This is a genomic window from Qipengyuania marincola (assembly GCF_029688625.1).
GTDB lineage: Bacteria > Pseudomonadota > Alphaproteobacteria > Sphingomonadales > Sphingomonadaceae > Qipengyuania.
On sequence record NZ_JARULC010000003.1, the window covers coordinates 523,022 to 537,013 of the forward strand.

10 protein-coding genes are annotated in these 13,992 nt (G+C 64.6%); 4 read left to right on the forward strand and 6 right to left on the reverse strand.

Going from position 1 to position 13,992, the window contains the following annotated elements:
- The first annotated feature begins 73 nt into the window (after nucleotides 1-73).
- From P8Q88_RS12520 to P8Q88_RS12530, 3 genes are all read left to right on the forward strand, one after another.
- Complete coding sequence (locus P8Q88_RS12520; protein ID WP_278324165.1) at nucleotides 74-670, forward strand: lysozyme; 597 nt, start codon at nucleotides 74-76, stop codon at nucleotides 668-670.
- A 76-nt stretch (nucleotides 671-746) separates the two neighbouring features.
- On the forward strand, nucleotides 747-1,763 hold the full coding sequence (locus P8Q88_RS12525) for a hypothetical protein (protein ID WP_278324166.1): 1,017 nt from the start codon (nucleotides 747-749) through the stop codon (nucleotides 1,761-1,763).
- 10 nt (nucleotides 1,764-1,773) lie between these two features.
- On the forward strand, nucleotides 1,774-2,346 hold the full coding sequence (locus P8Q88_RS12530; protein ID WP_278324167.1) for a fasciclin domain-containing protein: 573 nt from the start codon (nucleotides 1,774-1,776) through the stop codon (nucleotides 2,344-2,346).
- A gap of 10 nt (nucleotides 2,347-2,356) precedes the next feature.
- On the opposite strand, the gene P8Q88_RS12535 is transcribed toward P8Q88_RS12530, so the two are convergent.
- The 4 genes from P8Q88_RS12535 to P8Q88_RS12550 all read right to left on the reverse strand — a co-directional run bounded on the left by P8Q88_RS12535 (nucleotide 2,357) and on the right by P8Q88_RS12550 (nucleotide 10,967).
- Nucleotides 2,357-6,553 (reverse strand): translocation/assembly module TamB domain-containing protein, encoded by a 4,197-nt coding sequence (locus P8Q88_RS12535; protein WP_278324168.1) that lies wholly within the window; start codon nucleotides 6,551-6,553, stop codon nucleotides 2,357-2,359.
- Nucleotides 6,553-8,724 carry an autotransporter assembly complex protein TamA gene (locus tag P8Q88_RS12540; protein ID WP_278324169.1) on the reverse strand — a complete coding sequence of 724 codons (2,172 nt, stop codon included), beginning with the start codon at nucleotides 8,722-8,724 and terminating at the stop codon, nucleotides 6,553-6,555. Before P8Q88_RS12540 ends, P8Q88_RS12535 begins: the two co-directional genes overlap by 1 nt.
- On the reverse strand, nucleotides 8,690-9,532 hold the full coding sequence (locus P8Q88_RS12545; RefSeq protein WP_278324170.1) for an arginyltransferase: 843 nt from the start codon (nucleotides 9,530-9,532) through the stop codon (nucleotides 8,690-8,692). The genes P8Q88_RS12540 and P8Q88_RS12545 overlap by 35 nt, the downstream gene beginning before the upstream one ends.
- Before the next feature lie 181 nt (nucleotides 9,533-9,713).
- Nucleotides 9,714-10,967, reverse strand: a complete 1,254-nt coding sequence (locus tag P8Q88_RS12550) for a threonine ammonia-lyase (protein ID WP_278324171.1) — start codon at nucleotides 10,965-10,967, stop codon at nucleotides 9,714-9,716.
- 107 nt (nucleotides 10,968-11,074) lie between these two features.
- Here P8Q88_RS12550 and P8Q88_RS12555 point away from each other — a divergent pair, with 107 nt between their 5' ends.
- Nucleotides 11,075-12,724, forward strand: a complete 1,650-nt coding sequence (locus P8Q88_RS12555) for an amidohydrolase (RefSeq protein WP_278324172.1) — start codon at nucleotides 11,075-11,077, stop codon at nucleotides 12,722-12,724.
- Here P8Q88_RS12555 and tatC read toward each other — a convergent pair.
- Together tatC and tatB are read right to left on the reverse strand one after the other, a co-directional pair.
- Nucleotides 12,709-13,515 carry a twin-arginine translocase subunit TatC gene (gene tatC, locus P8Q88_RS12560; RefSeq protein ID WP_278324173.1) on the reverse strand — a complete coding sequence of 269 codons (807 nt, stop codon included), beginning with the start codon at nucleotides 13,513-13,515 and terminating at the stop codon, nucleotides 12,709-12,711. The genes P8Q88_RS12555 and tatC overlap by 16 nt on opposite strands.
- 1 nt (nucleotide 13,516) lies before the next feature.
- Entirely contained in the window at nucleotides 13,517-13,966 is a 450-nt protein-coding gene (gene tatB / locus P8Q88_RS12565; protein WP_278324174.1) for a Sec-independent protein translocase protein TatB, read from the reverse strand.
- Nucleotides 13,967-13,992 lie beyond the last annotated feature (26 nt).

The window sequence follows — 13,992 nt, forward strand, 5'->3', positions numbered from 1 at the left end:
CAGGATTGGGTTTTCCTACGCAGAGCTTTTGTGCCTAATTCTCCTGCCTCCCTTCGTCGCAAAGAGGCTTGGCATGAACCGCAGACCGATATTCGACTACATTCGCGCCCTTCTCGGGCGTGGCTTGACCCAGACCGAGGTCGACCAGCTTGACCGGCTGCTCGACGATTTCGCGGGCGCGGATACAACCGAGAGTGGGTACCCGCCGGCCCGCACGATCGGGCCCGATGGCATTGCACTTATCAAGCAGTTCGAGGGCTTTGGACGTTTGCGGCCCGACGGACTGGTGGCGAGCTATCCCGACCCCGGAACCGGCGGCGAGCCCTGGACGATCGGCTGGGGCAGCACGGGTCCTGGCGTCGGACCCGATACGGTCTGGACACGCGCGCAGGCCGATGCACGCTTCGAACGTGACCTTGAAACCTATGCTGCGGAAGTCGCAAACGCCATCGGCGACAGCCCGACCACGCAAAACCAGTTCGATGCTCTGGTGAGCTTTCACTACAACACCGGGGCGATCGGGCGCGCGACGCTGACTCGCCGACACCGCGAGGGCGACTATGCAGCGGCGGCGGCGCAATTCGGGCGCTGGATCAGGGCTGGCGGCCAAATTCTTGAAGGGCTGGTGCGTCGACGGAGGGCGGAAGCCAACCTCTACCGCAAAGCGTGAAGCGACCCTTGCCGGCTGTGCAGATCGACGGAACCCGACCCATACGTGCGCCGTTAGCCCACTAAAGGAGCTTAACATGCGTTATATTTTGAGCGGTGCGGCGGCGATCGCGCTCGCCGCCGCGGGTGCGTATGCCCAACCGGGGAAGGGCAACGGAAATGGCAATGACAAGGGCAATCGCGGAAACGGTGCTGCTGCCTCAGTCGAGAAAGGCGCTGACAAGGCACGCGGACAGCGCAATTCCGCGCAGCGCGAGCAGGCCCCCAACCGACCGCCACAGGCTCGGCTGCAATCTCGTGGCGACGAACGCAAGCAGGGGCGGGTAACGCCTCCGGCAATCGGCAAGGAACGCGGTGCGAATGCGGGCGCTTCACAACGCAACGGTCCGAACGGACCCACTGTCCGTCGAGCAGTTCGCAATCAGAGATCCGACGGTACCATCGAGCAGGTGGTTGATCGCGTCATCTACGATCGCGAGCGAAGCCTCTTGCGCCGCGATCTGGGCCGTTCGGTGCTGGACGGTTGCCCTCCCGGCCTGGCCAAAAAGGGCAATGGCTGCATGCCGCCAGGTCAGGCGAAAAAATACTACGACCGCGGGCTTTTCGGACGCGATTACCGTCCTGGAATCTTCGGTCTCAGCAACTATCGCGACGGGCGTTACGCCTACAACGACGGCTATCTCCTGCGCCTCGGATCGGGCGGCGGCATAAGCGGATACATCCCGCTGCTCGGCGGTGCGCTGGCCATCGGAAACCGCTGGCCTAATTCCTACGATTACTACGAGGTGCCAGACTACTACGTCGATTATTATGATCTCGGAGGGCGTGATCGCTATCGATACGCCGACAACGTGATCTACCGGTACGACGCGGAGGACGCGGCGATTACGTCGGTCGCGGCGCTGCTGACAGGCGACGATTTTGCAATCGGCCAACCCATGCCGCGCGGCTACGACGTCTACAACGTCCCTTATGCCTATCGCGATCGTTACTACGACACGCCCGACAGCTGGTATCGGTATTCCGACGGCTACATCTATCGCGTCGATCCCGAAACACAGCTGGTCGCCGCGGCAATCGACCTCCTGATCTGACGAGAGCATCATGCGACACCCTGCAAAACTTGCGCTCTATTGCGCCATTATCGCCGCGACTCCCCTTACCGTCGCCTGTTCACAAAGCGATCCGTCGCCGGAAAGCGCGGCCAGCACACGCGATGCCGGCACCCAGTCGCTTGGCGCAGCCCTCGGCGAACTGAACGAAACCTCCATCCTTCGCGACGCCATGACAGAAACCGAGCTGGCGGGCATTCTCGACAGCCCGGCAAGCTACACGATCCTCGCGCCGACCGATGCGGCGTTCAACGCGCTGGGCGACGATGCCGAAGGGCTGACCGATGACGAGCAGAAGCCCCTGTTGCTGGCCTTGGTTCGCAATCACCTGTTGCCCGGCCACCTGACGCCGGAGACCATCGGGAGTGCTATTGACGCTCAGGAAGGTGCGGTCACAATGACCACGCTTGGCGATGGCGAAGTGACATTCGCGCGCGACGGCGAGGGCCTGACAGTAGCCTTCGGCGACGGACCGCAGGCACGTATCGTTGGAGAGCCGGTTGCCACCAACAACGGGGTTATCATCCCGCTCGACACGGTTCTTGTCCCGCGCAACGCCGGATGATGGCAGTTGATCAATAGTCGCGGCTGATTTCGGCTACCACGCTTTCCCGGCCGACTGTCGAGACTGCAGCCAGCAGGGATAGCCAGCTCGACACACGGAACTCCAGTTCCGTCGCGCTGTAGCCGCGTCCGTCGGTGATGATTTCGGCATAGAAGCGCCGCCCGAAATTCTTGCCCAGCGCCACGCCGGTGCCACGCCCCAGTGCGGGGTCCGCGCTCACGATGCGCAGGCGATCGAGCCCGATCGCGCTCCGCAGCTGGTTGATCGGGTCCATCCCGCCACCACCGCGCAGGCTGGCCACAGCCGCGCCCAATTGCAGCGCGTCGGTTGCCGAGAGGCTTGTCACGGACCCGCCGAACAGGAGGCGAGCGAGGATTTCCTCTTCCGGCAAGGCGGGATTCGAGCTGAAGGCGATTTCCGGCTGAGTTGCGCTGCCTCGCACCGTGACCTCGACCGTCAGCCCGTCGCGGTCTGTCTCTGCACGGATGTCGAGCCGGGGATCGATCGGCTGGTTCTCGTCGAAATCGATGCGCCCACGAGTCAGTTCGAAGCGCGTTCCGGCAAAGGTATAATCGCCCCGCACCACCTCTGCCCGGCCACCGATGCGCGGATCGTCGGTCGTTCCGCGCAGAATGATGTCCGCGCCCCATTCGCTCTCCAGCCCCATGCCATCGACATCGATCCGGCTGCTGGCGGTGGCATCGATCAGATAGCGCCAGGGGCGACCCGGTGCGGCCTGCGGCTGGCGATTGGCTGGAGCATTGATTTCTCGCGTCGCAATCTGCGGAAGACGCAGATCGTCGGCCGCCGTGCCGAGACCCCAGCTTGCCTGATCGACGCGAACGCGGCCTGCGATCGTCCCGCCAAGTCCGTTCGAGACGATCCGCAAGGGTCCGGTGATGGTGGCCGAAAGCCCGGCTGCATTCAGCAACCGGGCGTTGCGTGCAGAAGCGCGCAAGTCGATTATCGGGCCGCGGATTTCCAGAATGCGCCCTTCGACCGGCTCACCCAGCGTGCGCAAATCTACGATCCCGCTGCCGCTCACCGAGCCGCCATTGGGCGTTTCGCCCGCGAAGCGCGTGATCTGTAGCCGCGAACCGGCGAAGCGGCCGCGCATGGCGACGCTGCGAATGTCGGTTCCTGACAACGAACTCTGGACGCGGAGGGCATCGCTCGAAACCGAACCGCGAACCGTCGGATCGGCCAAAGTGCCCGTTGCATCGGCAGCCACGGCCACCGGGCCAGTAAGGTCGAAGGCGTCGATTGCGGCAAGACGCCAGAGGCTTTCGGCTGCCCCGCGATAGCGGAGTTGGGCGAGCAAGCGTCCGGCGCGAAGTCGCTCGAGCAATTCGCCGGAGGCGGGTAAACCGGAAATGCGCGCCTGCACCCGGCCACGCTGGATCTCCTCGTTGCGCAACAGGCCGCGCACTTCCAGATCGTCCCCGCCCAGCCGGGCGACGAGCGAGACGTCCACCGGACGGGATGTCAGTATAAGGCCGCTTCGCGTAAGGCCGTCGATCTTGACCTTGGCTTCGCTGATCGGAAGGCCGTTGGCCGACTGGCGATAGTCCACTGTTCCGGAAATCGTGCCACCAAGCCCGGTATCCGCCCGTGCGATATCGACCAGGGCCAGCGGCATGCGCGCCAGCTTGAGGTCCAGCGCGAGGTCGCCCCCGCCGACCCGTCCCGCTGCGATGAGCCCGCCATCGCCATATTTGACCTGCGTCGGCGCGAGGCGCCAGCTCTCGCCCTCGCGCGTCAGCACCGCGCGGCGCGGCATGGTGATGTCGCGTCCGGCAAACTCGCCCCTTGCCGCAACCGCGATCCGTTCCGACTGGAAGCGCGCGTTTAGATCAAGCTCGAACCGGGAGTTGCGGCGTCCGGAGATCGACGCATCGACGCGTCCGACCCCATCTTCCAGCTCGCCCTGAGCCGCGAACCGCCCGATGAAGACAGTGCCGAAGGAGAGGCCCGCCCCACGTGCCGTGCCGGTAAAGTTCGTCCCGCCATCGCCGATGACGCCTTGCGCGTCGACCCGTGCACGGGCGATGCGGACCGGCGTCTCTCCGCCGAAACTGGCGTTGCGGGCGGTGAGGTCGATGGCGAGGCCCTGCCCCCCGGCTCGCGGTGCCAAATCGATCGTCCCGTCAAGCCCCCCGCCGGCAAAGGCCAGCTGGCCCTGCGCGCCACCATCGACAAGCGTCAGGCCGCCGGTCACGTCCGTGTCGGTGAAGCGCAGGCTTTCGATATCGATCCGCGTCGGTCCGCTGGCCGGGGCGAACAGGCCAAGGCGGCCATCGAAAGGACCGATCGGAGACTGGCCCGTCGTGTCGATAGCGAAGCCTTCTTCGGTCGGTGCAATGGCGACGCGCACGTCTGTCAGTCCGGTAACCGGCGCGGCGAAGACGAGTTCGGCCGTCGGGCCAGCATCGTCGAGCGATGCCACGACGGTGAAGGCCCCGTATTCGGTATGGCGCCCATTGCCGGCGATGCTGGTCGTGCCATCGCGCACACTGCCATCGAGCCGCATTGCGAGCTTGCTGGCATCGACGCGCACATCGTCGAACACCAGCGGCCGGTCGCCGCCGATCGCCAGACCACCGCGCACCCGGATGGGCGTGCCGGCCAGATTGGCCAGCGTGTCGTTGGTGACCGGCGCGACGCGCGCGTCGAGATCGGCCGTCACGCGCCACGGTGCACCGGACGCCAGCGTCAGGTCGATTACCGCCGTTCCACCCACAGTTCCGACATTGTCCAGCGCCAGACCGCTTGCGCGCAGCGGGCCGCGAATCTGGTAGGATCCGCTATCGAGATCGCCGCGAAGGGCAAGGTTTGCACTGGTCGAAGGGAAGGACAGCCGCAGATCGTCGGCGAGCAGGCGGGAACCGGCAAGCACCAGCGTCCCGCGGACCGTGCCATCGACCAGTCGCGGGTCGACCAGAGCATTTCCGCTCGTCACGCGGCCCAGATCGAGATTGATCGGTAGAGTCCAGCGCGTGCCATCATAGCGAGCCGTACCCTGCTGTCGCAGCCCCGCGAGCACAGTCCCGCCCGCATCGATTTCGCTGACCGCGAGGTTGTGGACGATGGTCAGATCGGAGAAGGCCCCGTCGATCGTGGCCTCGGCGCGCGCGTTGCGCAAAGTTAGGTCGGGACCGAACAGATTCGGATCGCGCAACACGGCATCCACCTGCAGATCATCAACGCGGTTCTCGGCAAGATTGACCGCTCCAATTGCATCCAGGGCAAGGCCTTGGCCCTGCACTTGCGCGCGCCCGTCGAAGATGCGGTCGTCAATCGTGATGCTGGATCGAACGGCAACGTCGCGCCCGAGCGCATCGAGCGGCAGGCCGGTGAGGAAATTGGAAGGATCGACCTTGCCCAGCAGGCCGAACTGTCCCCCGCGATTGGTCACCCGCAAGGCCGCGACGCGAGCGTCCGCGCTGCGCACCAGCAGTGAACCATTCCAGCGGCTCCACGATCCATCGCCGCGAATCCGCGCAGTATAATCCTGGTCCAGTCCGGCGAGTGCCGCCACCGGACCATCGGCTGCAGCATCGAGGTCGAGAGAAAGATCGAACCTGTCGCCATCGGGCTCCGCATCGACGAGCAGCGCAACCCGGTCGCTCTCACCAAGGCGTCCGCGGGCATCGACCAGCAAGCGACGATCTTCGACCTGCGCTTCACCGGCCAGGTCGACCCGCTGGGCGCGTTCGCCAGCAATACCCGGCGCGAGCATCAGATTGTCGATCTCGAAGCTGTCGATCGATATGTCGAAACCCGGGAGGATCGGCCCTTCTTCCTCGCTCGGGATGAATTCCGGAATGCGCTCGAGCGTGGCGCGGCGGGCGGCGAAACTGTCGATTTCGAGCCGGTTGTAAAGCCATGCCCCCGGGTTCCAGTCCACCTCGGCACGCGGAATGGTCATGAACACGCCCTGCGGGTCGGATAGGCGCACATCGTGCAGCACCGCCGCGCCATAGAGATTGCCCTCGATCCGGCCGATTTGGATGTTGAGACCGTTCGGCAGGGTCGTCCTTGCGATCTGGCTAGCCAGCCAGCGTTCGCCCAGCGGCGTGTTGAGCACCACCAGGCCGCCCCCGATGAGGAGCGCGAGCGCAGCCAGAAGACCCAGCGCCCACTTCCCCACCCGCTTGAGCGGCGAACGGCGCGCGGCCGGCGTTTCCTGCACGCTCTCTTCCACCATCAGAACGCCTGGCCCAGCGAGACATAGACGGCGACGGGAGAATCGTCCTCGTCGGGGTTCAGCGGCACGCCCACATCAATGCGGATCGGACCGAAGCCGGTAGCGTAGCGCAGGCCGACACCCGCACCATATTTGATGAAGCGGAAATCGGGCGTGCTCGAAATCGAGACCGACCCCAGATCGAAGAACGGGACGATCGAGACGGCGCCGTCGAACAGGCCGGTCCCGATGCGCGCCTCGATCGAGGCTTCGACAAGGCTGCGCCCGCCGGTCGGCTCGCCCAGATCGTTTTCCGGACCGATGGTCTGAAACCCGTATCCGCGAACCGAGCCCCCGCCGCCTGCATAGAGCCGCCGCGATGGTGGCACGGCGAAGGTCGGCGCACCCTGGATACTGGCAAACCGCAGCCGTCCGGCAAGGACGGTTCGCTCTCCGACCGATTGGTAGTAGGACGCATCGGCCTGGTTGCGCAGGTAGAAGTAATTCTGCCCTTCGGTGCGCGACGCCTCTGGCGCGAGAAATCCGGTGATCCTGAAGCCCTGTGTCGGATCAAGCAGCGAGTCGCTGGTATCGATGGTCGCGCGTCCGAAAACCGAGGCCACGAAATAACGCTGGCGGGGTCTCGGAATTCCGCCGATCACCCGATTGCGCTCGTCCGTCGCGAGGATTTCAGCCCCCAGCCCCCAGGCCAGCGGTTTCTGGAACAGCAGCGTTGACAACCGCTCATAGGTACCGGTGAGGGCGATAGTGCGCGCATCGAAGGCGTCGGTATCGAGCGTGGACGCATAGGCATCGACGGTGAGCACCTTGTCGCGTCCACCGAAATTGTTGCGGCGGAAGGTCACGCCGGCGAGCTGTTCCTGAGTGCCAACAATCCCACGCACGCGCAACAGGCCTTCGGGCGGGAAGAGGTTGCGGTGTTCCCAGCTTCCCTCGATGCGGATACCCTCTTCCGAGCCATAGCCGATCGCCCCCGCAATCGTGCGCAGCTTGGCGCGTTCCAGCTCGACATCCATGGCCACCACACCGGGCTCGTCCCCCTGCGGCGGAGTCACTTCGCGCGGCGTCACCGAAACGCTGGACACGAGGCCGGTCGCCGTGACGGCGCGGCGCAGGTCGAGATTGAGGCTGCGCTGGTAGACATCGCCGGGATCGAACCGTGCGATGCTGGCAAGATGGCGCGACGACAGGAAATCGGGATCGTTGCTTACGACCTCGCCGAAGACATATTTGCCATTCGGGCGGACCGGCATGGTAAGGTCGCCCTCTTCGCGTTCGTGGTCGATCAGCAATTCGGGAGCGTCGATCTCGGCAAAAGGATAGCCGGTTTCGCCCAGAGCGCGATCAAGATCGAACCGCTCCTCGATGATCTTGTCGCTCTGGAGATAGTCGCCTGTGACAATCTCGAAGGCGGCGCGAAGCCGGTCGGCATCGGGGGCCTGCGGCAATTGGCCGAGATCAATGGCTCCGAAGCGGTATCGATCGCCCGGGATGACATCGAAGCGGACGCGCGGTCGCGGCTCGGCCCCCTCTTCGCCTGCTTGCGGAGTCACGATCGAACGCAGGACGGTGCCGTCGTAATAGCCATAGACCCGCAGCAGATTGTTCAGCAGTTCCTCGTCGGCACGCGCGCGAGCCGCAACCTGCGCCGAATTCTCCTCGCCATTCTCGAGTTCTTCGATCGTCGAGAGGGCTTCGAAGCGACTGACGAAATCTTCGCGCTCGCTGAAGGGAGGTTCCCGCTGCGGGAATCCGAGCACGAGGGTGTCGGACAATTCACGCGTTTCTGCCTCATCGAGAGCCACGCGACGACGGTCTTCGAGCAGGCTGGCAAACTCGATATCCTCTTCCGGCTCGAGATCCTGCAACGGTGCCAGTTCGATCTCGTCCGGCCACGCGATTTCCATTCCCGGAATGTCGTCAGTCGGGGTTTCGGCATCGAGATCGGCGAATGTGTCGATGGCGTCCGGCTGCTCTCCGTCGGTGCCCTGCTCCGCCCACTCGTCGGGATTGTCGACGGCGCTATCTGGGATCAGGTCCTCGAGCGCAGGTGCGGTTTCGCGGTCCTGTGCGGCGGCCGGCTGGAAGGTCAGGGAAAGGGAAGCGATCCCGAGCGCGAGCGCGCAACGAACCGAACTAGTCGGCGAGCTTGTATTCCGCCTGATTGCCATCCTTGGCGGGCAAGGCACCGTCGCGGCTGCGGTGGCGCGGCGCGGTAGCAGCGGCGATGAGGCGGCGCTGTTCGCCTTCTCCCATGCGTTCCCATCCGGCCCGTCCGAGCTTTTCGAGCGGACGATAGCGGACCTTGTATTGCATGCGCTCGGCCCCTTCGACCCAGTAGCCGAGATAGACATAGGGCAGGCCCCGCTCGGCCGCGCGGCGGATGTGATCGAGAATGATGTAGTTCCCAAGCCCAGCCCGATCCTCATGCTCCGGGTCGTAGAAGCTGTAGATCATCGACAGCCCGTCACCCTGGAAATCCGTAAGACATGCTCCGACCAGGCGACCCGGCTCGGTGCCGATTCCCGGCTCCCTGTATTCAACGACATAGCTGCTAACCGGCGTATGTTCCACCATGTCGGCAAAGTCACTGTCTTCCATTTGGGTCATCCCGCCGCCGGGATGACGCGAAGCGAGATATTTCTGCAGCAATTCGAACTGTTCGTCCGTCGCCCATGGGCGGCATTCGGTGACGACGAGATCGTCATTCGCCTTGAGCGCCCGCTTCTGCGTCTTTGATGCGCGGAATTCGCTGGCGACCACGCGGACCGAGACACAGGCCTGGCAATCCAGGCAGGAGGGACGGTAGGCCACCGTCTGGCTGCGCCGGAAGCCGATGCGACCCAGCGCCTCGTTCAATTCGTCGGCATTGTTGCCGCGCAATTCGGTGAACACCTTCCGCTCGCTCTTGCCCGGGAGATACGGACAGGGCGCAGGGCTCGTCACGAAGAACCGGGGAAAGCGGATCGGAGCTGTCACGGTTGCCGGCATCCTTTCATCGACGGAATCGTCAACTTGCCGGAGCACCATGCCACGGCGTTTACGATTTGTTGACTCTGTTATGCAGCACCCGGTTCCGGGTTAAAAGGTTCTTAACCATGAAAATGGCTGAGCGTCCGACGAATGTCGCGAGAATCCCGTGGCGCCGGGTCGATAATCCTCAGGCCAGCTCGGCAAGGCTGACGTCGTAGCCCTTGGCTCGCAGCCCCTTCACCAGGCCATCGATCTGCTCGGCATCGCGCGCCTCGCACTCGATTTCGGCTGTCAGCCCCTTGGCCGGGAGCGTGGTAAAAATGCGCTGGTGATAAATTTCGATGATGTTGACGTTATGCGCGTCGAATTCGCGCATCACCTTGAACAATGCGCCCGGACGGTCCTGCAAAGTGATCTGCAGCCGCGCCAGACGGCCCGAACGCGCGAGATCGCGCAGCAGCACGTTGGCCAGCAAACGCGTGTCGATGTTCCCGCCGCACAACACCAGGCCGACAGTCTTGCCAGCAAACTTCCGGGGATGGGAAAGCACTGCCGCCAGCCCTGCGGCGCCCGCGCCCTCGACCACGGTCTTTTCAATCTGCAGCAGCAGCGAGACTGCGTGTTCGAGCTTGGCCTCCTCGACCAGCAGCACCTCGTCGACAAGTTCGCGAATGATCTCGCGCGTGAATTCGCCCGGTGCCTTGACCGCAATGCCTTCGGCGAGCGTGTCGCCCCCGCACGGCAGGTCCTGACCGGTCACCGCGCTATACATGGACGGAAACAGCCTGGCCTGAACACCGACCATCTCGATGTCGGGCTTCAGCGCCTTTGCGACCGTCGCCATCCCGCTCATCAGGCCGCCACCGCCGATCGGGACCACCAGGCAATCGAAATCGCCTTTCTGCTCCAGCATTTCGAGCGCGACCGTCCCCTGCCCCGCGGCGACCAGCGGGTGGTCGAACGGATGGACAAACGTCAGGCCACGCTCGCTTTCGAGCTGCCGGGCATGGGCATAGGCTTCGTCGAAAGTTTCACCGAAGAGCTCGACCTGGCCGCCGACGCTCTCCGTCTGCATCACCTTCACGCTCGGCGTCGTCTGCGGCATCACGATGGTGACCGGCACCCCGAGCCGCCGCCCGTGATAGCTCAGCCCCTGCGAATGGTTGCCCGCCGACGCCGCGATGACACCGCGTTCCTTCTGCGCTTCGGTCAGATGCAGCAGGGCATTGAGCGCGCCGCGCTCCTTGTAGGCGGCGGTGAACTGCAGGTTCTCGAACTTCAGCCAGATATCCGCACCGGTGATTTCCGACAGCGTCTGGCTGCGCAACATCGGCGTCTTGACCACAGCACCATCGATGCGCTCCGCGGCTGCCCGCACATCCTCGAGCGTCAGGAGATCGGTCGCCCTGTCGGCGGCGCGTGCAGTGGATGGCTTGCTCATGGGTCTCGGCCCTACGGCGAGCGGGGCAGCGGCGCAATCGCGGAAAGGGTTTGCCTGCGCCAAGCTATGCCTTATCGCCGCCCGAGACACGAATATGGGGCCGCCTGATGAAACGATTAATCCTTGCCGCATTCCTCGCCAGCGCCATGGCTGCACCCGCCATGGCCGACGTGCTGGTGGACAATGTCGAAGGCCTGACCATCGACGAGGACGGCGAGGTCAAACGTTTCACGGGTCTGGTGATCGACGACAATGGCACGATCGTGCAACTGCTGGAGCGCGGGGACGACAAGCCGCAGACCGACTATCGCGAGGACGGCCAGGGCCGGGTGATGATCCCCGGCCTGATCGATGCGCACGCCCATGTTATGGGCGTTGGCATCGGCGCGCTCACGCTCGACCTCTCGGACACGCGCTCGCTTGACGAAGCGCTGGCCAAGATCTCAGCCTTTGCCGCTGAGAACGAGGCGCGCCCATGGATCCTCGGACGCGGCTGGAACCAGGAGCAATGGGGCCTCGGCCGTTTCCCCACCGCCAAAGAGCTGGACCGCGCGGTTTCCGATCGCCCGGTCTATCTCCAACGCGTCGATGGCCATGCGGGTTGGGCCAATACGCTGGCATTGCAGGCGGCCGGTATCACGGCGCAAACCAAGTCGCCCGATGGCGGTCGGATAGAGCGCCTGCCCGGCTCGCAAGAACCCTCCGGAGTGCTGGTCGATGCGGCGGAAGAGCTGATTAATCGCGCAATCCCCGCGCCGCGCCCGGTGGAACGCGATCTCGCCTTTGCCGAGGCGCAGAAGGTGCTGCATCGGCAGGGCATTACCGCCGTGGCCGATATGGGCACCACGATCGAGGACTGGCAGGCGTTCCGCCGCGCCGGCGACCGTGGCACGCTGACGCTGCGCATCATGAGCTATGCCGCCGGGCCCGACCAGATGGAACTGATCGCCGGTTCGCGGCCCACCCCCTGGCTGTATGGCGACAAGCTGCGGATGAACGGGGTGAAGCTTTACCTCGACGGCGCACTCGGCAGTCGCGGCGCCTGGCTGAAGCGTCCCTATGCCGACGATCCAGGCAACACCGGCCTGCCTCTGACCCCGCCCGCGAAGCTGCGCAACATCCTCGTCCGCGCAGCACAGGGCGAGTTCCAGCCGGCGATCCACGCGATCGGTACCGCTGCGAATGCCGAAGCGTTGAATGCGATCGACGAGCTTGCCGAAAGTTTCCCCGGCGACCGCCGTTGGCGGATCGAGCATGTCCAGATCGTCGATCCGGTCGATCTGCCCAAGCTCGGGCAGAATGGCGTCATCGCCAGCATGCAGCCGGTTCACCAGACCAGCGACCGCCTGATGGCGGAAGCGCGGCTGGGGCCGGATCGGCTTGATGGCGCCTATGCCTGGAACACGATCCTCGGTCTTGGCGGCAAGCTCGCTTTCGGGTCTGACGCGCCGGTGGAAAGCGCCGACCCATTCGCGGGGATGGCTGCCGCGACGACTCGCATGGACGCCGATGGAGAGCCGTTCGGGGGCTGGCGCCCCCAGGACAGGGTTAATCGCGAACAGGCGCTGGCGGGCTTTACCGCCTGGGCAGCCTATGCGGGATTTGCAGAGGGTCGCTTCGGCCGTCTGCTACCCGGTGAGCGCGCGGACTTCGTGCTGGTCGATACCGATCCGCTGATGGCAACGCCCGCGCAGTTGCGCGCTACGAAAGTGCTGGAAACCTGGGTGGGCGGCCGGAAAGTCTACGACGCCGACTGAGGCTCGTCCTTCTCCGCCGCATCTTCCGGCGCCTCCATGCTCTTCTTGCGGTCGGTGAACCGCATCAGGAGCAATGAGCTTTCGAACAAGAGCAGGAGCGGTACGGCCAGCAGAAGTTGCGACCCTGGATCGGGCGGCGTGATGATCGCCGCGAGTGCGACCACGAGGACGATGACATAGCGCCGTGCATCGACCAGCTGCGCCCGCGTGACGATCCCGGCGCGGTGAAGCAGCAACAGCAGGACCGGCAGAAGGAAGCTCATCCCGAACGCGAGGATGAACTGCATCACCAGTCCAAGGTATTCGTTAGCCGTCGGCAAGGCCTGTATCTCCAGCCCGCCTGCCGTGCCCTCGAACCCCAGGAACCAGCGGAAGGCAGTCGGCATCACGACATAGTACGCGAGCGCCGCGCCCGCCCCGAAGAGCAGCGGGGTCGCGAACAGGAACGGCAGGAAGGCCTTCTTTTCCTTCGCATAAAGGCCGGGTGCGACGAAGGCCCAGAGCTGGTTGGCGATAATCGGAAAGCTTACGCAAAAGCCGGCGAACAAGGCCACTTTCAGCTCAACGAAGAACACCTCGTAGAGCTTTGTGAAGATCAGCTGGCCCTCACCCTTGGGGAAGGCTTCCTTCAGTGGCTGGATCAGGAAGCCGAGGATCGGATCGGCGAAATAAAGGCAGACGCCAAACGCGATAACCAGCGCAAGAATGCACCGCACCAGGCGCGCGCGCAGCTCGATCAGATGATCAAGCAGCGGGGCTTGCGTTTCGTCGATGTCCTTGATGACCGCCATGTCAGGCCTCCGACGGCGGCGGCGGGGGCGGGTCAAGCGGGAGCGGCGGCTCTTGGGGGTCGGATGCTGCGTGCTCGGGAGCCTTCTTCGGCGCAGCGCGCCTGATTGCGGCTTCGGCAGCGGCATCTGGATCGGGGACCTCGTCGGCCGCCGCCAGCGGCTCCATCTGCGGTGGAACGAGATTGTCCGGCGCGCCGCCGGCAGGATCCGTTCCCTTCGGGTATTCGGCCATGATGCGCTTGTTGCGCTCGGCCCATTCCTTTTCCATGTCCTCGATTTCAGCCTGGCGGACCATCTCGTCGATCCCGGCGCGGAAATGACCCGACATGCGCCGCAGCTTGCCGATCCAGCGCCCGGCGGTCCGCATGGCCTTCGGCATGTCCTTGGGGCCGATCACGATGATCGCCACCACGACAATGACGAGCAATTCGGCGGCGCCGATATCGAACATGGCTGGCCCTATCCGCCCGTTGGCGG